We start from the raw sequence: 18,923 nt of genomic DNA on the forward strand, positions 1-18,923 counted from the left end.
GCCCTGCCTCACGAGGAGACAGGGCGCATCAGTTTTAGAGTCTGGATGTGTCAGAACTTGTAGCTGAGCCCGACCATGTAGGTCGTGCCGCTCTGGGTCTGATTATAGAGGTATTCGTTCTGACCCCAGAACTGGGTGTCCTTCTGGTTGGTCAGGTTGATCGCGTTCAAGGTGAACTGCAGCTGGTCATTGAAGTTGTAGAAGGCCGAGGCGTCGAAATAGGTGCCGGCCTGGAACCCGCGCGTGCTGGCGCTCATCAGCGAGTCACTGTGGCCGCTGAACCAGCGGTCGCGATGGCTCAGCGAGCCCCGCGCGCCCCAGTGATCGGTCTCGTAATAGATCGTGGCATTGTAGCTGGTTTTCGAGACCCCGGTGAGCGCCTGGTCAGCGTCCACATAGGTGTAGTTGGCCACAGCACCGAAGTTGTCGAAGGGGGCCGGCAGGAACGTAAACTGGCTTTGTGCGACCAGTTCGAGACCCGTCAGCTTGTTCTTGCCCGCGACATTGATCGGCATCGAGAACTCGGAAACGATCGTGCTGGCCGTGGCTCCGGGGATGGTCGTGAACGGGACGCCTGTCTGGCTGAACGGGATATCCTCGAGCGTCTGGGACCCGATGTAGTTCTTGATGGTCTTCTGGAACACGCTGGCCGACAGCAGCCCGACCTTGCCGAAATAGTACTCCACCGACAGGTCGAGGGTGGTGTCCTTGTAGGGCTTCAGGTTGGGATTGCCACGCGATGCGGTGATCTCTCCGCTATCGGAGTTCTGGAACGCCGACCCTTTTGCGGCCATCGACCCCAGGCCGGGCCGGTTCAGGTTCTGCGTGGCCGAGAAGCGCACCAGAACTTCTGGTGTCAGTTCCAGAACCGTGTTCAGGGCCGGCAGGACACCCGAATAGCTGCCCTCCACGTCGGCCGTCCCCAGATAGGCGTAGCTGTCGCCCTGGATCCAGCCGGTGCTGTGCGTGTCGGTGCTGTAGCCGCGCAGGCCGACATTGCCGCGGAAGCGCTTGCCGAACAGATCGCTGTCCCAGTCCATCTGGACGTACTCGGACACGGTCTCTTCGGTGGTCTTGTAGACGTTCTCGATGTCCTGCAGCGCGCCGCCGGTGCCGTCCTTGTTGGGACCGAAGCGGTGGTACTCGTTGTACTTGGCGAAGGCCTTGGCGTAGTCGCCGATCAGCCACGAGCCGAAGTTGTTGGTGAACACCGAGGTGATGTCGGCCACCGAGGTTCCACGGGCCTTGGACCGGGTCCCATTGACGTTGTCGTCGTAGAACAGCTCGATGCCGTCCTGCGAGAAGCGGTGATAGGCGACCCCGGCCCGCAGGGTGAGGGCGTCGGTCAGTTCGTAGCGGGCGTTGAGCACACCCTCGCGCAGGCCCGATTCATTGTTGAACCCGCGATAATAGAATGAATCCATCGCGTAGTTGGCAGGATTAGTGGGATCCCACCCGGGATACGAGAAGTTGGCCGACTGGCCGTCCGCACCATAGTTAGCCACCAGATTGCCCTTGGCGCGCATGTAGAGCTTGTCGTCATACGGCGTCTTGTAGGTGGACTTCTCGTAGCCGACGTGACCGTCGATGGTCAGTTGTTCGGAGACATCCCACTTGCCCGTCAGGGCCAGCTGGTCGAAGCGGTTCTCGTTCAGCGACCGGCGATGCTCGCTGCCGAAGGTCGTCCCCGTGACGTCGGTCATGGTGACGTAGTTGCTCTTGTCCCAGGCCAGATTGTTGATGACGGCGCTCTTCCGGAACGCAGCCGGCCAGATCGAACTGGCGGCCGTGTCGAAGGCTACGGATCCCGTGGAGGCGAGCGGACGCGTCGCCAGGTGCAGTTCGTCACGGTGGGTGGTGAACTCGCCATGCAGCGCATCGAGAGTCAGGAGCAGGTTGTCCACCGGCCTCCATTGCACCGCAGCGGTTACACCGAGCCGCTCCATCTTGGCGTTCCAGGACGAAATGCGGTTGCCGTCCGCGAAATAGAGGTCGCCGGACAGGAACTTGGCCTGCTGTGCAGCGCTCAGCTTTGAGATGTCGAGGCCCTTGGTGACCAGGCCGGCCAGGGTCGAAGCACCGGGCTTGGAGTAGTTGTAGGTGTTGTGCCCCTGCTCGGTCGTCTCGCGCTTGCCATAGGCCACCGAGACCAGCACGCCGAACTTGTCATCCCAGTTGTGGCTGAACAGCGCGGCGACACGCGGCTGCGCATCTTCGGTATACTCGTTGGTACCGAGCTTGACCGACAGGGCCCCCTTGCTGCCCGACTTGTAGTCGAACGGCTTGCCGGTAAACAGGCCGACCGTGCCGGCCATGCCCCCTTCATTCTGCGCGGCCTCAAAGGTCTTCTCGACCTCGACCTTCGAGAACAGTTCCGAGGCGAAGATGTTGAAGTCAAAGGCCCGGTCACGTGAGCGCTGGCCGCGACTGTCCTGGGCGGAGTCGACATTGCCCAGCACTTCCATGCCGTTCAGTTGCACGCGGGCGAAGTCGGGACCGAGGCCGCGCAGCGAGATGCGCCGGCCCTCGCCGGCCTCGCGGTTGATCTGGACACCCGGCAGACGCTGCAGCGACTCCGCGAGGTTCAGTTCAGGAAACTTCGCCATGTCTTCGGCGACGATCGCATCCTTCTGGATGACCGAGTCCCGCTTGATGTTGCGGGCGTCACTCAGCGACTTGCGGAAACCCGTGACGACCACGGCGTCGACCTCATTACCGGTCGCTTCCTGAGCGAACGCGCCAGAGGCCTGGGCCCCCAGGGCCAGGATCGCGGCGGTTGCGAGCAGAATGCGCTTGAGATCCGGACCTGTAGCCCGAACGGGATATGGCTTTGACATGGTGTTCTTCGCCCCAACTGGTATGAACCAGATGACTTAAAGCAGCGAGCAGCGACACCTGCGTGACAGCCCGGCCAAATCGCGTGTGAATTTTTGTTCGGCCGACGCGCAACCGGAGCCTTCGCAGCCAACCGGGGCAGTTGGCCGCCATTTTCGTGGTGAATTATGCTCCGAAACCGGATTTTCTGGCAGGCCAGCACCAAGTCGTGCCGGATCATCTCCTGGCCGCAGTCGCGCCAGACTGTCCCAGGCGGCCGCATCGCAAAGACGGCCGCGCAGCCAGGTTGTTAAATTGGACTAGACCAAAATTCGAAGCTCGAGAGCAGGACGATTGACCGTGGGACTGCGGCACGGGGAACTCGGCCCGGTCCGCACCGCCCAGGGTTTCACTTCACGTCGATGAAGATCGGGTTGGCGTAGAACCAGAGGTCGCTCCAGGGGTCCTCCCCGAGTGGATCAGCCGTCGGCTCCAGTTCGGTGCCGCTGGTACCCCGCACCCGGACATAACCCGCCCCCTTCACGGAGCGGATCACATGGACCATCGACAGAACTTCTCCTTCCCGCGCCCAGGCTGAAGGCGTGAAGCGCCGGACAACCCGGGTCGTGGGGTTGGCGTCGAGGCTGCGGTCCGACGCCGGTCCGGTGACATCACCCTGGACCAGGTCGATGCGCGCCACCTGCGGCGAAACCCCGCCGAAGTTCTTGCCGGCCGGATCACGTACCCGAATGACGACAACGACGTCGCTTCCGGCCGCGACCTCCAGCCGCCCCCCGATCTCGGCCCGCCGGTGTCCGTCTGCGGTCATGACTGTGACGTCGACCTCGGAGACCAGATCGCCCAGGGTCACGAAGACCCGACCATGGCGCAGGCCGTCCAGCACGTCGTCATAGGTGCGGTTGGCCTTCACATAGGTCTTTGAATACTCGCCCGGCCAGAAATCGCTGCCGCCTTCGGTGTAGTGGCGGTGGGAGTCCGAGGTCGAGGTGATCCACCAGCGGCGCCCTTCGCCCAGCATGGCGTCCCAGAACCCGCCCAGCCGCGCGGTCATCTGGTCAAAGCCACCGAGTGTCGGCGACCGCGAATAGCCGCCCCTGTCGCCCTTGGGATCGAGGGAGCCGTCCGGCTTCAGGGCCGTGGCCTGGTGGCCCGGAGCTCCCTCCATACCCACCGCCACATCTGGTGCGGTGTCGTTCCAGTTCCGGAGTTCGGATGGGGAAACGAGCCCGTAGCGACCGATGTCCGTCGCCGACCGGGAAGGATGGTTGGCGATGACGAGGGGCGGCCTGGGCAGGGCCCTCATGTGGCGCAGGGCCTCCAGCATGAAGGCCTCCTGGTCGCGGGCGGGATCGGCCGGCCAGGGTTCGCGCCGGTTGTATTGCCGCTCGATGCCGAACAGGGCGTCGCGCTCGCCCTCGGAGCGCGGCAGGATCACACTGGAATGCTCGGCCGCAGGCGTATCCAGTTCCATGCCCCAGAACTGCAGGACGCCAGGCGTCTCGCGGCGTGACCGCACGAGTTCCGGATAGGCCTCGTCTCGGTTCAGCCGGGCATGGTTTGGTCCGCCATGATCGGTTGCGACCATCCAGGCCAGGCCATGTGCGGCCGCTTGACGGGCATTGACGGTAATGGGGTTGCTGGCGTCCCCTGCCTTGACCAGAACGGGCGGCTGGGTCGGGTCAGCCGAGGGCTTGAGCGAGACACTGAACCAGCTGTGGACATGGTGGTCACCCGCCAGCCAGCGCCGCGTCTCGGGCCGAGAAGCGCGATCAGGGCCCTGAGCCGGTGCGACCGGCTGAACGGCATGGCCCGGATGAGCCGCGACGGGACCGGGGCGCAACGTCATGAGGCACAGCATCGCCAAGACGAGCGGAGAAACAGGGCCAAGGCCCGTTTGTGGTGTCAGCTTGCCCATGACCCGATCCTAGTCTGGTTTTGCGACGCTGCCATTGCGGTGGAATGGGTCCGAAGGCAATGGGCGGGCGATGGCCTCATCGCTAGCCGGCGGGGTCCGCGCGCAGACGCTCGACCTGTTCGATCGAGACATCACTTCCCTTGACCCTGACACCCAGCTCCACAAGGCGACCCATGGCCCGGGAGAAGTTCTCCGGCGTCATGCCCAGCAGCGCGGCGAGCAGGTTCTTATCGTAGGGCAGATGGACCGTGACGCGCCCTGTCGTCACCGCCGTCAGCGACAGCAGATAGGCGGCCACCCGGCGTTCTGAGGACCGCAGCCTCTGGCTGGCGGCACCGGACAGCAGTCGCTGATGCGCCAGGGCCAGTTCGCTGATGGCGCGGGCCGCCAGTCCGGGGTCCCCGGCGAGGGCCTTGCGGAATGTGGCCCCGGGCAGGTTCAGGAGGGCTCCGGCCTGAAGGGCTCGCCAGCGGATCTCACAATCGGCCTGAACCATCACGCAGGCGAGGTTGAGAACGCAGGGAGCCCGGAAGGTCGACAGCACCGCGACCCGGTCGGCCTCATGAACCCCCAGGGCGACGGCACCGGACAGCAAAACGAGGAGGCTGTCGCGCTCCTGCCCCCCCAGCACGGTGCCCCTCTCGAAGGGCCGCAACTCACTGACCTGCTGCAGGTCGAGACGCGCCGACGTCGACATCGGCGCGAAGAGCGGCACGGCGGCCAGACTGCAATCGTCAGGGTCCTGATTCATTGCCAGGATGCTGACCTACGACGTTTCAGGCTGCCTTGATCGGGATCAAGCGCTCGCGTCGCTCGCGGGTGGCTCTAGAGGACCCGGGAGAAGCCATCCTCGTCCTTTGAGCGCCGGTCGAAAACCCGTGCCGCCAGCCGCACGAAAGGCCGCCCGGCTTCGGTGATGGTCAGCCGGTCACCGTCAAGGGTCAGAAGGCCGTCAGAGGCCAGCGCGCGCAGGCGTCGGGCTTCATCCGCAAAGACCGCCGGCCCCAGGCCGTGCCGGGTCGTGATCTCGCCGAGGTCCACACTGAAATCGCACATCAGTCGTTCTATGACATCGGCCCGCAGACGATCGTCGGCCGTGAGGGCGACGCCGCGGGCCACCGGCAGGCGGCCCTCGCAGATCGCCGCCCGCCAGGCGACTTCGCTGGACACGTTCTGGACATAGCCCTGCGGCAGGCGGCCGATCGACGACGCGCCGATCCCCAGCAGGGTCGGATGCGGATCGGTGGTGTAACCCTGGAAGTTGCGTCGCAGGGTCCCGGTCGCTGCACCGATCGCCAGGCCGTCACTCGGCAGGGCAAAGTGGTCGAGGCCGATCGCCACATAGCCCGCGCGCAGCAGGCGTTCGGCGGCGGCCTCGCTCTGGTCGAGCCGTGCCGTCGCATCCGGCAGGGCCGTTTCATCCAGCAGTTGCTGATGCGGCCGGGCCCAGGGTACGTGGGCATAGCCGAACAGGGCGATGCGTTCGGGGCGCAGGGTCAGGACCGAATCGAGGGTCGAGACCACATCGTCCACGGTCTGGCGCGGCAGGCCGTACATGAGATCGAGGTTGATCGAAGCGATGCCGGCCTCGCGCAGCCAGCCGACCGCCCGCGCCACCACCTCGAAGGGCTCGATCCGGTTGACCGCTTCCTGAACGTGGGGGGCCAGGTCCTGCACGCCGAGGCTGGCCCGCGTCAGGCCATGATAGGCGGCGGCCGTCACCCAGGCCTGGGTCAGGATGGCCGGATCCAACTCGGCCGAGATCTCCACGCCCGGCGTGAAGGCAAAGACGTGTCTCAGCGCGCCGAACAGGGTGACGAGGTCGTCGCGCGACAGGGTGTTGGGCGTACCCCCGCCCAGGTGAATGGCCCCGGCCCGGAGCTTGCCCGGCAGATGGGCCTCGACCAAGGCCAGTTCGTCGACCAGATAGCCGACATAGTCACTGATCAGGCTTTGCTTTTTCACGACCCGGGTGTTGCAGCCGCAGTACCAGCACAGCCGGTTGCAGAACGGAATGTGGGCATAGACCGAAACCGGTTCGCTCGGATCGAGGCTGGAAAGCCAGTGGCCATAGACCTCGCCGGTGACCTCGCCGGAGAACTCCAGGGCGGTCGGATAGCTGGTGTAGCGCGGCGCTCGACTGTCGTACCGGCGCAGCAAATCGTGGCGCGACGGGGCCGGACTGCGGGCTTCAGGCTCCAGGGCCGATACGAGGGTCATGGCGAATACTCCTGCGGATCAGGCCATTCTGCCTTCGCCAGATTCGCCGGCCCTGATCTGGATCAATCGCGGGGAGCCACCGGCGGAAGATCTTCGAGATGGTCGTAGAGGATCCGCTCGGCGTCGCCCCTCGGGTCCTCGTACTGGCCAGCCCGCATGGTCCACAGGAAGGCGGCCAAACCCAGGCCGCCGAGGGCGACCGAGACCGGTGCGAGAAACAGCAGGATGTTCATTTGCGCCTCCAGGCCAGTTCCGGGCGGATGGCATTGAGCAGCACGACGATCGAGGATCCCGACATGGCCAGGGCGGCAATGAACGGATTGATCAGGCCGAACATGGCCGCCGGGCCGGCCACCAGATTGTAGAGGGCCGAAAAGGCAAAGTTCTCCAGCGCCCGCTGGCGGGCCGTCCGGGCGACTCGAATCGCGCGGGTGACGGCCCCCAGCTCGGTGCCGGTGAACACCAGGTCGGCGGCGTTCTGGGCCACGTCGACCGCAGCACCGGGGGCCATGGAGGCGTGGGCGCGGGCCAGGGCCGCCGCATCATTGAGGCCGTCGCCGACCATCAGGACCTTGCGGCCCTCGGCCTTCAGCCGGTCGATGGCGGCGGACTTGTCGAACGGCGTCAGCCCCGCCTGCCAGGCAACGCCGAGGCTGTCGGCGATGCGCTGTACCGGAGCCGCCAGGTCGCCCGACAGGATCTCGACGCCAAGCCCCATGCGGCGCAGCTCGGCCACGGTTTCGGCCATGTCGGCCCGGGGCTGGTCCTCAAAGGCAAAGCGGACCTTCACGTCGCTGTCGAAGCCGAACCACAGCTCGGTTTCGCTGCCACCGCCGCTCGCAACGCCGACAAAGGCCGCCCGGCCGAGACGGGCGCGGCGTCCATCAATCATCCCCTCGATCCCCTGCCCGGCTGTCTCGACGCAGTCGTGGGCGACCAGGCCGATGCCGGCCGAGGCCGCAAGGGCCCGGGCCAGGGGATGGCGCGAGGCGCGGGCCAGCGGCGCGGCGATGGCGACCAGATGGGGCGAGGCCTCGATCAGGCGCGGCTGGCCCTGGGTCAGAACCCCGGTCTTGTCGAACACGACATGATCGACCTCGGCCAGCCGTTCGAGGGCCGCCCCGGACTTGACCAGCACGCCCTTGCGGAACAGCCGGCTGCTGGCCGCGACCTGGACGGCCGGAACCGCGAGGCCAAGCGCGCAGGGGCAGGTGACGATCAGCACCGCGGCCGCCCGCAGCAGGGCTTCGCGCGGTCCCAGCCCGAGGGCCCAGCCCCCGACAAAGGTCAGGGCCGCTGCGGTGTGAACAATCGGGACATAAAGGGCTGCGGCCTTGTCGGCCAGGCGCACATAGGCCGAGCGGCTCTGGGCGCCGGCCTCCATCAGACGGGCGATGGCCGAGAGGGTCGAGTCCTCGCTGACCGCCGTCGCCCTCATCACCAGACGACCGGTCAGGTTCAGGGCCCCGGCATGGAGGGCCGAGCCGGCCGCCACAGTGACTACCGCCGTCTCGCCGGTGATCAGGGCATTGTCGAGCTCGGAGACGCCGGACTCCACCGTGCCGTCGACCGGCACCCGGTCGCCGGGCGAGAGGCTCAGCCGGTCACCGACCCTGACCTCAGCGACGGGAACCCCCTGCTCCACATCGCCGTCCAGCCGCATCACCACCGGCGACTGCAGGGCCAAGAGATCCCGCGCCGCCGAACGGGCATTGGCCCTGAGGCGATGGTCCAGATAACGACCGATCAGCAGCAGAAACAGCAGGGTGACGGCCGCATCGAAATAGGCGTGACGGCCGTGCAGCAGGGTTTCGGAAAAGCTGACCACAAGGGTGAGCAACACGCCGATCGAAATCGGCACGTCCATATTGGCCTTGCCCCGCCGCAGCGAGGCCCAGGCCGACCGGAAGAAGGTCTGGCCGGCGAACAGGGCGCATGGCGTGGCGACCAGGGCTGCCATCCAGTACATCACCGTCAGGGTCGAGCCGTTCAGCTCCTGGCCGAACAGCCCGGCCCAGGCCGGCACCGTGAACATCATGACATTGCCAGCCCCGAAGCCGGCGACCCCTAGGGCGACGGCCAGTTCGCGGCCTTCGCGATCCTGGGCCGCCACCGCCTCGGCGGGGTCAAACAGGCAGGCGCGATAGCCCAGGCCCTCGACCGCCTGCACGACCCGGTCCGGATCAGCCGCAGACCGGTCCAGCTCGACCGCCAGCTTGCCGGTCGTCAGGTTGAGACGCGCGCCGTCGACACCCGGCAGGGCCTGGACCGCCTTTTCGATCTTGCCGATACAGCCCGCGCAGCGTGCACCATTGACCAGCAGCTCGAGACGCCCCCGGCCCGCGGCATCGCGTCGGACGAAGGCTTCCAGATCGCGCGCGACGGCCAGGCTCTGGCTCATGGCGCAACCAGTCGGGTTTCGACCTCGAACTGGTCACGGGCATTGCGGGCGATCGCCCTCAGGTCCCAGGCCCCGTCGAGCGTGGCCCGGGCCTCGTACCAGCCTTCACCGGTCGGCTTGAAATCGAGAACCTGACGGCCCGTTTCGGTGGCCGGACGTTCCAGGGTACCCGTCAGCGAGAGGGTCGTCAGCGGCTGGCCGGTCCGGTCTTTCATCTGCACGGCCACAATGCCGGGGCGGGGGGTCTCGACCACGGCCGACCAGCCGAGCGCCGCTTCCTTCTCCCGCAGGGCGAGGGTGCGGTTGAACGCTAGTCCGGCCTCGTAGGGGTTGGACGCCACCTCGCCGGAAAAGGTGCTGTAAGCCTTGACGATGAAGAAGGCATCGACGCCGATGACGATGACGAAGAACGCCACCACCGCAAACAGCACATGCCACCCGGTGATCCGGCCCTTCTCCGGGGGCGGGACCGGCGTCGACTGGGGTGTTGTGGCAAGGGTCATTGCGGGTTCACAGCTCCGGAGAGGAAGACGGTCCTGGCCTCGGTCCGGATGTCGCCGGAACGGACCACGAAGCGGCCCGGCAGGCTGGCCGGGCGGTCTGGATCGGGTGGCGCGGTGACAAAGACCCGCACGGCCACGACCTGGTCGGCGGGAACCAGAACCTCGACGCTCGAATTGTGCGGCTGCCCCGGCTGGCTGAGCCTCGCCCCCGGCAGGTCCGCAAAAGCGACCTCGAACCGGCGATCGGCAAAGGTCCGGTTGGCAATCTTCAGGGTATAGCCGTCGCGGACTGCGCCATCATGCATGCGCACGAAGATCGGATTTCGGTCGCGGATGATATGCACATCGGCCTGGGGCCGGCTGATCAGCCCCCAGACAGTGAGACCTGACACCAGGCAAAGCGCCAGGGCATAGTAGATCGTGCGGGGACGGACGAGCTTGTAGACCGCCTTCTGCCCGCAGGCCCGGGCGGCGACGGCCGAGTCCGTGTCATAGGCGATCAGCCCGGTCGGCCGGCCCAGGCGTCCCAGAATGTCGTCACAGGCATCGACGCAGAGACCGCAATTAATGCATTCCAGCTGGCTGCCGTCGCGGATGTCTATGCCCATGGGACAGACGACCACGCACTGGTGGCAGTCGATGCAGTCGCCCCGCCCTTCCCAAGACTGGCCCTTCTTGTGGGCGCCCCGCGGCTCGCCGCGATCACGCAGATAGGCCACCTGCAGAGAATGCTCGTCCAGCATGGCCCCCTGGATCCGGGGCCACGGGCACATGTAGGTGCAAACCTGCTCGCGCATCCAGCCGGCGAAAACGTAGGTGGTCGCTGTCAGCAGGGCACAGGAGACATAGGCGGTCATCGCCCCCTGACCGATCCAGAAGGTGCGGATCAGGGTCGGCGCATCGTGGAAATAGAAGATCCAGGCCCCGCCGGTCCCGAACGCAATGCCAAGCCAGGTCAGGTGCTTGCCGGTCTTGCGCCAGGCCTTGTCGAACGACAGCGGCTGCGCATCGAGCCGCATCCGGGCATTTCGGTCGCCCTCGAACAGGCGCTCGACCAGGATGTAGAGATCCGTCCAGACCGTCTGGGGGCAGGCATAGCCGCACCACAGGCGTCCAAACAGGGCCGTGACCAGGAACAGCGCCAGGGCCGACAGCACCAGCAGGCCGGTGAAGATATAGACTTCCTGCGGCCACAGCTGGATGTCGAAGAAGTAGAAGCGGCGGCCGGCGAAATCGACCAGCACCGCCTGCTGCGGCAGACCGCCGGGTCGCGACCAGCGGATCCAGGGCGTGATGTAATAGACGGCCAGGGTTGCGACCAGCAGGATCCACTTGATCGTCCGCCAGCGGCCTTCAACCCGCTTGGGATAGATCGGCTCGCGCGGTTTGTAGAGGCCACCCCGGGCGTCGCCCTTGCCCTTGGCCCGTGCTGCGGCCGAGACCGCAGCACGGGTTTCAGAGCCGGGAGGGGCGTCAGGCCGGGGACGGGTGTTGTCGATGAGGGTGGGCATGGGCCCTACTGACCACCCGCATTGGCGTGAACATAGACGGACAGGGCCTTGATGGTTTCAGGGCTCAGACGCCCGCCCCAGGTGGGCATGACCCCGCCATTGCCGGCATGGATCTGACCCTTGATGGCGTCACGATCCGCACCGTAGAGCCAGTCGGAGTCGGTCAGGTTCGGGGCCCCGAGAGCCTGGTTCCCACGCCCGTCAGCATTGTGACAGGCAACGCACTGGGCGGCATAGACCGGCGCGGCGCGGGCGACAGCCGCCGCATCGGCCGGACGGCCTGACAGCTTCACGACATACTCTGTCAGATCGCTGATCGTGGCCGGCGGCAGAAGCTCGTCGCGGCCGAAAGCCGGCATCTGGGACTGCCGTGCGCCGGGGTGACCCGAGCGGATGCCGACCGTGATGGTGTGCTGGATGTCATCCAGGGTCCCGCCCCACAGCCAGACGTCGTCGCGCAGATTGGGATAGCCCTTGCTGCCCGTGCCGCCAATGCCGTGGCAGGTGGCGCAGTTGTCGCCGAACACGGACTGTCCGACCTGCTGGGCATAGGCCTGAAGCTTGGGGTCCTGCTCGATCTGGGTCAGGCTGGCCTTGCGGATCATCGCCGCCCCGGACCCGCGCTGGACGTCCAGGGCCTTGAGCTCGGAGGCCACCTCGGCGCGGTCGGAACGATGCAGCAGGCCCTTGGTGTAGCCGTGCAGGCCCGGCCAGGCCGGCATCAGCACCCAGTAGCCGATGGCGAAGGCGATCGTGCCGTACCAGATCCAAAGCCACCAGCGCGGCAGCGGATTGTCGAGTTCGCGGATGCCGTCCCATTCGTGGCCGGTGGTTTCGACGCCGGTGACGTCGTCGGTTTCGCGTTCGGACGCCATCAGAGCAGCTCCTCGTCTTCCAGCGGCATGCGCGCGGCGTGTTGGAATTCAGCCTTCCGGGAAGGCCACAGGGCGTAGGCGACGCCGGCGAGGAAGATCAGGCCGAAATAGATCAGCCCGCCCTGCTGCGCGAAACGCGCCACGGTTTCATAGGTGAGCCCGCTCATCGCTGGTTCTCCGGGGCCTGAGCCTTGTAGGACTTGAAGTCGACCAGGGTGCCGAGCATCTGCAGATAGGCGATGGCCGCATCCATCTCGGTGACCTTGTCGGGATCGCCGTCGAAGTCACGATTGACCACCTTGGCCCCGTAACGGGCCCGCAGACCCACTGCGTCCGTCGAGAAGGGATCGGCCTGGGCCTCAAGATCTTTCTTGGCGTTGGCGATCTCGTCGGCGGTGTAGGGCACGCCGACCGTGTGCTGGGCCTTCATCTTCTCGGCGATGTCGCGGTAATCCAGCTCCTTTTCCGCCAGGAACTTGTAGGGCGGCATCACCGATTCCGGCACGACCGACCGGGGATCGACCAGGTGGTCGCGGTGCCAGGAGTCGGAGTACTTGCCGCCGACGCGCGCCAGGTCCGGACCCGTGCGCTTGGAGCCCCACTGGAAGGGGTGGTCGTACATGCTCTCGGCGGCCAGGCTGTAGTGACCGTAGCGCTCGACCTCGTCGCGCAGGGGCCGGATCATCTGCGAGTGGCAGAGATAGCAGCCTTCACGGACATAGATGTCGCGACCGGCCAGTTCGAGCGGGGTGTAGGGACGCATCCCGTCGACCTTCTCGATGGTGCTCTGCAGCCAGAACAGCGGGGCGATTTCCACAAGGCCGCCGATCGAGACGACCACGAGGATACCGATGATGAGCAGCAGCGAGTGCCGCTCGAACTTGGCGTGGTGTTTCCAGACAGACATCAGGGACCTCAGGCGATCGCGGTGGCGAGGGGGGCCGGCGTCTGTTCAGACACGGCCTCGGACGGCATCAGGATCGTGCGCCAGACATTGACGATCATGATCAGGGCGCCGCTCAGGTACATCAGGCCGCCGACGGTGCGGATGATGTTCTCGATGTGCTTGGCCGAGACCGTTTCGATGAAGCTGTAGGCGAGGAAGCCCTGGGGCGTGTATTCGCGCCACATCAGGCCTTCCATGATGCCCGACACCCACATCGCGGCGATGTAGAGCAGGATCCCGGTGGTCGCGATCCAGAAGTGCCACTCGATCAGCTTGTTCGAGTACATCGCCTTCTTCTTCCACAGCCAGGGCACCAGGCAGTAGATCGCGCCGAAGCTGATGAAGCCGACCCAGCCGAGCGCCCCGGAGTGCACGTGACCGATAGTCCAGTCGGTGTAATGGCTCAGCGCATTGACGGCGCGGATCGACATCACCGGACCTTCGAAGGTGCTCATGCCGTAGAAGGCGATCGAGACCACCATCATCCGCACCACCGGATCGGTGCGCAGCTTGTCCCAGGCCCCTGACAGGGTCATCAGGCCATTGATCATGCCGCCCCAGCTGGGCATCCACAGCATGATCGAGAAGGTCATGCCCAGGGTCTGGGCCCACTGCGGCAGGGCCGTGTAGTGCAGGTGGTGCGGACCGGCCCAGATGTAGATGAAGATCAGGGCCCAGAAGTGCACGATCGACAGCCGGTAGCTGAAGACCGGGCGCTCAACCCGCTTGGGCACGAAGTAGTACATCATGGCCAGGAAGCCGGCGGTCAGGAAGAAGCCGACGGCGTTGTGGCCGTACCACCACTGCACCAGCGCATCCTGTACGCCCGAAAAGACGCCGTAGGACTTGTGGTTCAGCAGGCCGACCGGAACGGCGGCATTGTTGACCAGGTGCAGCAGCGCGATCGTCACGATCATGGCCAGGTAGAACCAGTTGGCCACGTAGATGTGCGGTTCCTTGCGCTTCCAGATCGTGCCCAGGAAGACCAGCAGGTAGGCGACCCAGACAATGGTCAGCCACAGGTCGGTATACCATTCGGGCTCGGAGTACTCCTTGCCCGAGGTCGCGCCCATCAGATAGCCGGTCGCGGCCAGGACGATGAACAGCTGGTAGCCCCAGAACACGAACCAGGGCGCGATACCGCCGGCCAGCTTGGCCTTGCAGGTGCGCTGCACGACCCAGAAGGAGGTGGCGATCAGGGCATTGCCCCCGAAGGCGAAGATCACCGCCGAGGTGTGAAGCGGTCGCAGGCGCCCAAAGTTCAGGAAGCCCAGCTCCGGGAAGTAGAAGATCCGGGGCCAGGACAGCTGGGCGGCGATCACGACGCCCACGAGCAGACCGGCGGCCGCCCAGAAGAGCGTGGCGATGACGCCGGCCTTGATGACCCCGTCAGAATAGCGGTCGGGATGGTGCAGCAGAGTCCCGCTGGACAGACCCGCGTTGAGGGCAAAGGCCGCAAGCACGCAGGCCAGGGCAAACGTCTCGGCCTGGAGGCGGAAGATGGGGTCACTGGTCAGGCCAGCCCCCATGATCGCCAGAAAGGCACTGACGACGCTGATGATCAGGAGTACCGCCGCCCCGGGGGGCGCGGCATCGTTGGAAGGGGGCGGGGCGGACATCTGGACTCCGTGCGGCGAACCTGACCGACCGAGTCCCACGAGATGCGTCGTCCCGCTTTGATCCGCATCAAAGCCAAGTCGTTCGCTCCGGACGACGATAGGCGCATCATCCAGGAGCCCTTCATGCCGGCGACCACTGCACCGTTTCCGAACCTGCTGACGCCGGCCCTGGCGACGGGGGCCCTGGCCAGCTGGAGTGTGGCCCTCGTTCAGGCCCTGCCGCGCCTGCTGGCCGGACCGCTGTGCACGTCACGCCAGGATGGCCTTGCCTTCGCCGGCCACTGCCCGGCCTGCTTCGTCGCAGCGGCCTTCACCCTTGCCCTGATGGTGCACCTTGTGGCCCGCTACCGGTCGCGGGTAGCCGCCAGGGCCTGATCAGGCTGTCCCTGTGGCCGACCGGGCCGCAGCGGCCGTGACGCGGACCAGCATCCTGATGGCCGCGAGATAGTCCGGCTCTGACCGGGTCTCATACTTGATGCCGGCGGCCGTCACCGTGATGAAGGCCGCGAAGGCCGCTACCCCTCCGAAGGCCTCGAAGGTCGCGCCCTCGGCCGCCGCCGCCTCGGCCCGCCGGGCAAGAATGGCCTTGAAGCCGGAATCCAGTCGCTCTGCCTGGGTCCGGGCCAGGTCGGCATCGAGGTCGAACAGCTCCGAGCCATGCGGCGTGGCCCGCAGCAGGCTGAAGAACCGCAGATCCTTGGCGAGAATCGTCGCTTCCAGATTGTCGGCAAACGAGACCCCGTCGCGCCAGGCAGCCTCGGCCCCGGCCAGGGCATCATCGATCACGGTTGCTGCCAGGGCCTCGAACACCGCCCGCTTGTCGGCAAAGCGCAGATAGAGCGTGGCCCGCGCCACGCCGGCCTCACGGGCGATGTCGGACATGCTGGTCCGCTTGAAGCCATGGCGGGCGAACAGGGTCAGCCCCGCGTCCAGCATCCTGCGGACATTGTTGTCAGACACTATAGACATTATTTGTCCAATATGATCGGATCGCGTCAGGACGCAAGAGGAATGGATATGACCGACAAGGGTATTGTGCTGGTAACCGGCGGATCGGGCTATGTCGCGAGCTTCTGTATCGGCCAGCTGCTGAATGACGGCTGGACCGTCCGGACGACGGTCCGCAACCTGGCCCGCGAGGCCGAGGTCAGGGCAAGTGTCGCGCGGCTGAGCCCGCAGGGTGAGCGCCTGAGCGTCTTCGCCGCCGATCTCAATGCCGATGCCGGCTGGCGCGAAGCGGCCGAAGGCTGCGACGGCGTGCTGCATGTCGCCTCGCCCCTGCCCTCGGCCAACCCCAAGGATGATGACGAGCTGGTGCGCCCGGCCCGCGACGGGGCCCTGCGGGTGCTGAAGGCCTCGCGCGACGCCGGCGTCAAGCGGGTCGTCATGACCTCGTCGACCGCCGCCGTCTGCTACGGCTATGGCGGCCGCAGCGAGCCCTTCACCGAAGCCGACTGGTCAGACCCGACCGACCGCAGCGACTCGTCGGCCTATGAACGCTCGAAGATGATTGCCGAACGGGCGGCCTGGGCCTGGCACAAGGCCGAAGGCGGGGCGCTGGAGCTGGTCACGATCTGCCCGGGTGCCGTGCTGGGCCCTGTTCTGGGCCGGGACTTTTCGGCCTCGATCGAGATCGTCCGCAAGCTCCTCGACGGCTCGCTACCGGGCCTGCCGCGCATCGGCTGGCCGCTGGTCGATGTGCGCGACATCGCCGATCTGCACGTCCGCGCACTTACCGCGCCGGGCGCGGCCGGCAAGCGCTATATCGGGGCCGGCGAGTTCAACTGGATCTCGGAGATTGCCGATGTCCTGCGCCAGGACCTGCCGGGGGCCGGCGCGCGGGTTCCGAAGATGAAACTGGCCAACTGGCTGGTGCGGCTGAGCGCCACCTTCGACCCGGTCGTCAAGGAGCGCCTGTTCGAACTGGACAAGCCCCGCCCGGTCTCGGCCCAGCGGGCACGCGACGAGTTGGGCTGGAGCCCCCGCTCCAACCGCGAAATGATCCTGGCTACAGCCAACAGCCTGATCGCCGAGGGACTGGTGAAGGGCTGACGTCCGGAAACGGTCAGGCCGGCATCAGGCGCTGGATCAGGAGCATCGTGCCCAGGCCGACGGCCAGGCACGATGCCACGACCGGGAGCCGCGCCTGCAGCCGCAGCGGCGTCAGCCTGGCGATGCCGGCCACGGCCAGGGTGACGGCCGCCAGGAACAGGAACTGGCCGATCTCGATCCCGACATTGAACCCGGCCAGGGTCGCCAGCCGGCTGCCGGAATCCACCGCCATGGCCCCGATCGCCGAGGCAAAGCCGAAGCCGTGCAACAGGCCGCAGGCGAAGACCACAGGAACCCGGCCCCAGCCGGGCTTCACTGGCCCTGACCGGCCGAGCCAGAGATTGAGCCCGCCCATCAGCACGATGCTGGCGGCGATCCCAGGTTCAACGATCCCGGCGGGGATCCGGAACAGTCCGAGTGCGGACAGCACCAGGGTGATGCTGTGGGCCACCGTAAAGGCGGTGACCACGCCCAGCCAGTGCCGCCAGCCCGCGCCGGCGACCAGGATCGTCAGCAGAAACAGCAGATGGTCCGACCCGGTCCAGATGTGCTCGATCCCGGTCCGGACAAAATCGGCAAAGGTCGCCAGAGCGCCCCGGAAGAACCTGTGGCTCCCGGCCCCGGGCTCCAGGATCGCCACCTCGGTCCGGCTCCCGCGGGTCGCGGTGATCGTCATGCGCGACTCGCCCGGACCGGAACCGAACAGGTCGGTCTGCAGAACCGGGCTGAGCGGCTCACCGGTAAAGTCGATCCGGTGCATGACCACCACATAGTCCAGCCGCTCGTCGGGCTGGTCGCGGCTGGCCGGAAACGCCCAGGTCCGCCGCCCGGTAACCGCCTGATCCTGGTCCCGGACCTGAAAACGGGCGTCAAACTGCCGCTGGATCATCCGGTTGTGGGCGAGAAGTTCGCGGCGGGACAGCAGACCGTCGCGGTCGTCGTCGACCCCCGCAAGCGCGGAAACCGGCACGGCCACGACGAAATAGGCCGACGATCCCGACACGGTCATGGTCGCCGTCTGGCGCGGCAAGAGATGGGCCAGGGCGGCGGTCGGCAGCAGCACAACCCACAGCGCCGCAATCAGCCAGCCCCTGTTCATCAGCTTTCGTCCCACCTGCCGGCGATTGTGCCCGGGGCCTCTATTGCAGCCAGCCAGCCCCTCGCCAAGCCAACCCGATCGACCGCCTGCTGCATCCCCGCCACTGTCATCAATCCGTTATGGTGACTGTCCATAAGGCGGCCGACCTGTAACGTGCTCCGGTGGCAGCCCCTGTACGCCGGACTATAGCCGTCGTCCGGATCCGTTCTGCGATCCGGATGCGACCCCGAGGGCCCCATGACGCTTCGCCTACTGCTGACTGTCACCGCCGGGACCCTGTCTCTGCTGGGCGCGACCGCCAGCCTTGCCCAGGCCCCCGCCGCGACCGTTGCCCCTGTCGGGGCCACGGTGCCGACGGCGCAGGGCGGTGCCAATGCGGCAGCCCTGCTCTACAATCCCGCCGATCCCGCCCTTAGCGTGCTGGCGGCCACCGGCGAACTGGGTGGGCTGGAGTTCTACGGCCTCGACGGCCAGCGGCGCGGTGCCCTTGAGGGAGGCGAAACCTACGGCGTCGACACCCGGGACGATCTGATCGCGGTTCTCGACCGCCGGGACGGGCGCATTCGTCTGTCGCGCTACGACTTTGCCACCGGCCAGGCCAGCCCGGTCGACGCCCGACCACTGCTGCTGGGCTATGCCGGCGAAGGCCTTTGCCTGCACCGGAGCCCGCGTGATGGTTCACTCTATGTCTTTGCCCTCGGCGGCGAGGGCCAGCTGGACCAGTGGCTGCTTTACCCGACCGCCGACGGCAAGCTGGACGGGCGCATTGTGCGCCGCCTGCACCTGTCGTCAGAGGCCAAGTACTGCGCCGCCGACGATGCCTCCGGCACGCTCTATGTCGCCCAGCAGGCGGTCGGCATCTGGCGCTATGACGCCGACCCCGAAGCCGATGCAGTCGCCACCATCGTCGACATCAACCGGCTGGGCCGCATCAAGGGCGAGGTCGG

17 protein-coding genes are annotated in these 18,923 nt (G+C 66.5%); 3 read left to right on the plus strand and 14 right to left on the minus strand.

Going from position 1 to position 18,923, the window contains the following annotated elements; all coding sequences use genetic code 11:
• Positions 1-50: 50 nt before the first annotated feature.
• The 12 genes from DBR10_RS12025 to ccoN form a co-directional block, all read right to left on the minus strand.
• Positions 51-2,837 (minus strand): TonB-dependent receptor, encoded by a 2,787-nt coding sequence (locus DBR10_RS12025; RefSeq protein ID WP_108489790.1) that lies wholly within the window; start codon positions 2,835-2,837, stop codon positions 51-53.
• Positions 2,838-3,223: 386 nt separating this feature from the next.
• Complete coding sequence (locus DBR10_RS12030) at positions 3,224-4,750, minus strand: phosphoesterase (RefSeq protein WP_108505242.1); 1,527 nt, start codon at positions 4,748-4,750, stop codon at positions 3,224-3,226.
• 82 nt (positions 4,751-4,832) lie between these two features.
• Complete coding sequence (locus DBR10_RS12035) at positions 4,833-5,501, minus strand: helix-turn-helix domain-containing protein (RefSeq protein WP_108505243.1); 669 nt, start codon at positions 5,499-5,501, stop codon at positions 4,833-4,835.
• A gap of 74 nt (positions 5,502-5,575) precedes the next feature.
• On the minus strand, positions 5,576-6,970 hold the full coding sequence (gene hemN, locus DBR10_RS12040) for an oxygen-independent coproporphyrinogen III oxidase (RefSeq protein ID WP_108505244.1): 1,395 nt from the start codon (positions 6,968-6,970) through the stop codon (positions 5,576-5,578).
• 62 nt (positions 6,971-7,032) lie between these two features.
• A complete protein-coding gene (gene ccoS, locus DBR10_RS12045; RefSeq protein WP_108490098.1) occupies positions 7,033-7,203 on the minus strand; it encodes a cbb3-type cytochrome oxidase assembly protein CcoS in 171 nt (56 codons plus the stop codon).
• Positions 7,200-9,371 carry a heavy metal translocating P-type ATPase gene (locus DBR10_RS12050; protein ID WP_108505245.1) on the minus strand — a complete coding sequence of 724 codons (2,172 nt, stop codon included), beginning with the start codon at positions 9,369-9,371 and terminating at the stop codon, positions 7,200-7,202. Before DBR10_RS12050 ends, ccoS begins: the two co-directional genes overlap by 4 nt.
• The gene (locus DBR10_RS12055; RefSeq protein ID WP_108505246.1) at positions 9,368-9,874 is read right to left on the minus strand and encodes a FixH family protein; all 507 of its coding nucleotides are present in this window, start codon (positions 9,872-9,874) and stop codon (positions 9,368-9,370) included. The genes DBR10_RS12050 and DBR10_RS12055 overlap by 4 nt, the downstream gene beginning before the upstream one ends.
• Positions 9,871-11,385: a cytochrome c oxidase accessory protein CcoG gene (gene ccoG, locus DBR10_RS12060; protein ID WP_108505247.1), complete on the minus strand. Its 1,515-nt coding sequence runs from the start codon at positions 11,383-11,385 to the stop codon at positions 9,871-9,873. Before ccoG ends, DBR10_RS12055 begins: the two co-directional genes overlap by 4 nt.
• Positions 11,386-11,390: 5 nt before the next feature.
• Positions 11,391-12,260 carry a cytochrome-c oxidase, cbb3-type subunit III gene (gene ccoP, locus DBR10_RS12065; protein ID WP_108505248.1) on the minus strand — a complete coding sequence of 290 codons (870 nt, stop codon included), beginning with the start codon at positions 12,258-12,260 and terminating at the stop codon, positions 11,391-11,393.
• Positions 12,260-12,427: a cbb3-type cytochrome c oxidase subunit 3 gene (locus tag DBR10_RS12070; protein ID WP_108490681.1), complete on the minus strand. Its 168-nt coding sequence runs from the start codon at positions 12,425-12,427 to the stop codon at positions 12,260-12,262. The genes ccoP and DBR10_RS12070 overlap by 1 nt, the downstream gene beginning before the upstream one ends.
• A complete protein-coding gene (ccoO, locus tag DBR10_RS12075; RefSeq protein WP_108505249.1) occupies positions 12,424-13,167 on the minus strand; it encodes a cytochrome-c oxidase, cbb3-type subunit II in 744 nt (247 codons plus the stop codon). Before ccoO ends, DBR10_RS12070 begins: the two co-directional genes overlap by 4 nt.
• Before the next feature lie 8 nt (positions 13,168-13,175).
• Positions 13,176-14,825, minus strand: a complete 1,650-nt coding sequence (ccoN, locus tag DBR10_RS12080; RefSeq protein ID WP_108505250.1) for a cytochrome-c oxidase, cbb3-type subunit I — start codon at positions 14,823-14,825, stop codon at positions 13,176-13,178.
• A 123-nt stretch (positions 14,826-14,948) separates the two neighbouring features.
• On the opposite strand from ccoN, the gene DBR10_RS12085 reads away from it, so the two are divergent.
• The gene (locus DBR10_RS12085; protein ID WP_108489876.1) at positions 14,949-15,200 is read left to right on the plus strand and encodes a hypothetical protein; all 252 of its coding nucleotides are present in this window, start codon (positions 14,949-14,951) and stop codon (positions 15,198-15,200) included.
• Here the strand turns inward: DBR10_RS12085 and DBR10_RS12090 are convergent, their stop codons facing one another.
• Positions 15,201-15,794 carry a TetR/AcrR family transcriptional regulator gene (locus tag DBR10_RS12090; protein ID WP_108489874.1) on the minus strand — a complete coding sequence of 198 codons (594 nt, stop codon included), beginning with the start codon at positions 15,792-15,794 and terminating at the stop codon, positions 15,201-15,203.
• Between the two features lie 48 nt (positions 15,795-15,842).
• Between DBR10_RS12090 and DBR10_RS12095 the strand changes: the two genes are divergently transcribed.
• Complete coding sequence (locus tag DBR10_RS12095) at positions 15,843-16,877, plus strand: SDR family oxidoreductase (protein ID WP_108489873.1); 1,035 nt, start codon at positions 15,843-15,845, stop codon at positions 16,875-16,877.
• Positions 16,878-16,890: 13 nt separating this feature from the next.
• Here the strand turns inward: DBR10_RS12095 and DBR10_RS12100 are convergent, their stop codons facing one another.
• On the minus strand, positions 16,891-17,976 hold the full coding sequence (locus DBR10_RS12100) for a HupE/UreJ family protein (RefSeq protein ID WP_108505251.1): 1,086 nt from the start codon (positions 17,974-17,976) through the stop codon (positions 16,891-16,893).
• A 237-nt stretch (positions 17,977-18,213) separates the two neighbouring features.
• Between DBR10_RS12100 and DBR10_RS20040 the strand changes: the two genes are divergently transcribed.
• On the plus strand, positions 18,214-18,923 hold a 710-nt coding region (locus DBR10_RS20040; RefSeq protein WP_233243394.1), incomplete at its 3' end, for a phytase.

Source organism: Caulobacter sp. HMWF025 (assembly GCF_003060965.1).
In the GTDB taxonomy this organism is placed as follows: domain Bacteria; phylum Pseudomonadota; class Alphaproteobacteria; order Caulobacterales; family Caulobacteraceae; genus Caulobacter.

Coding starts and splice junctions, on each gene's coding strand:
- hemN (WP_108505244.1), bottom strand. CDS start 6,970: ATGACCCTCGTATCGGCCCTGGAGCCTGAAGCCCGCAGTCCGGCCCCG.
- DBR10_RS12070 (WP_108490681.1), bottom strand. CDS start 12,427: ATGAGCGGGCTCACCTATGAAACCGTGGCGCGTTTCGCGCAGCAGGGC.
- DBR10_RS12050 (WP_108505245.1), bottom strand. CDS start 9,371: ATGAGCCAGAGCCTGGCCGTCGCGCGCGATCTGGAAGCCTTCGTCCGA.
- DBR10_RS12090 (WP_108489874.1), bottom strand. CDS start 15,794: ATGTCTATAGTGTCTGACAACAATGTCCGCAGGATGCTGGACGCGGGG.
- ccoG (WP_108505247.1), bottom strand. CDS start 11,385: ATGCCCACCCTCATCGACAACACCCGTCCCCGGCCTGACGCCCCTCCC.
- DBR10_RS12030 (WP_108505242.1), bottom strand. CDS start 4,750: ATGGGCAAGCTGACACCACAAACGGGCCTTGGCCCTGTTTCTCCGCTC.
- DBR10_RS12100 (WP_108505251.1), bottom strand. CDS start 17,976: ATGAACAGGGGCTGGCTGATTGCGGCGCTGTGGGTTGTGCTGCTGCCG.
- ccoN (WP_108505250.1), bottom strand. CDS start 14,825: ATGTCCGCCCCGCCCCCTTCCAACGATGCCGCGCCCCCCGGGGCGGCG.
- DBR10_RS12055 (WP_108505246.1), bottom strand. CDS start 9,874: ATGACCCTTGCCACAACACCCCAGTCGACGCCGGTCCCGCCCCCGGAG.
- ccoS (WP_108490098.1), bottom strand. CDS start 7,203: ATGAACATCCTGCTGTTTCTCGCACCGGTCTCGGTCGCCCTCGGCGGC.
- DBR10_RS12085 (WP_108489876.1), top strand. CDS start 14,949: ATGCCGGCGACCACTGCACCGTTTCCGAACCTGCTGACGCCGGCCCTG.
- ccoP (WP_108505248.1), bottom strand. CDS start 12,260: ATGGCGTCCGAACGCGAAACCGACGACGTCACCGGCGTCGAAACCACC.
- DBR10_RS12095 (WP_108489873.1), top strand. CDS start 15,843: ATGACCGACAAGGGTATTGTGCTGGTAACCGGCGGATCGGGCTATGTC.
- DBR10_RS12035 (WP_108505243.1), bottom strand. CDS start 5,501: ATGAATCAGGACCCTGACGATTGCAGTCTGGCCGCCGTGCCGCTCTTC.
- DBR10_RS12025 (WP_108489790.1), bottom strand. CDS start 2,837: ATGTCAAAGCCATATCCCGTTCGGGCTACAGGTCCGGATCTCAAGCGC.
- ccoO (WP_108505249.1), bottom strand. CDS start 13,167: ATGTCTGTCTGGAAACACCACGCCAAGTTCGAGCGGCACTCGCTGCTG.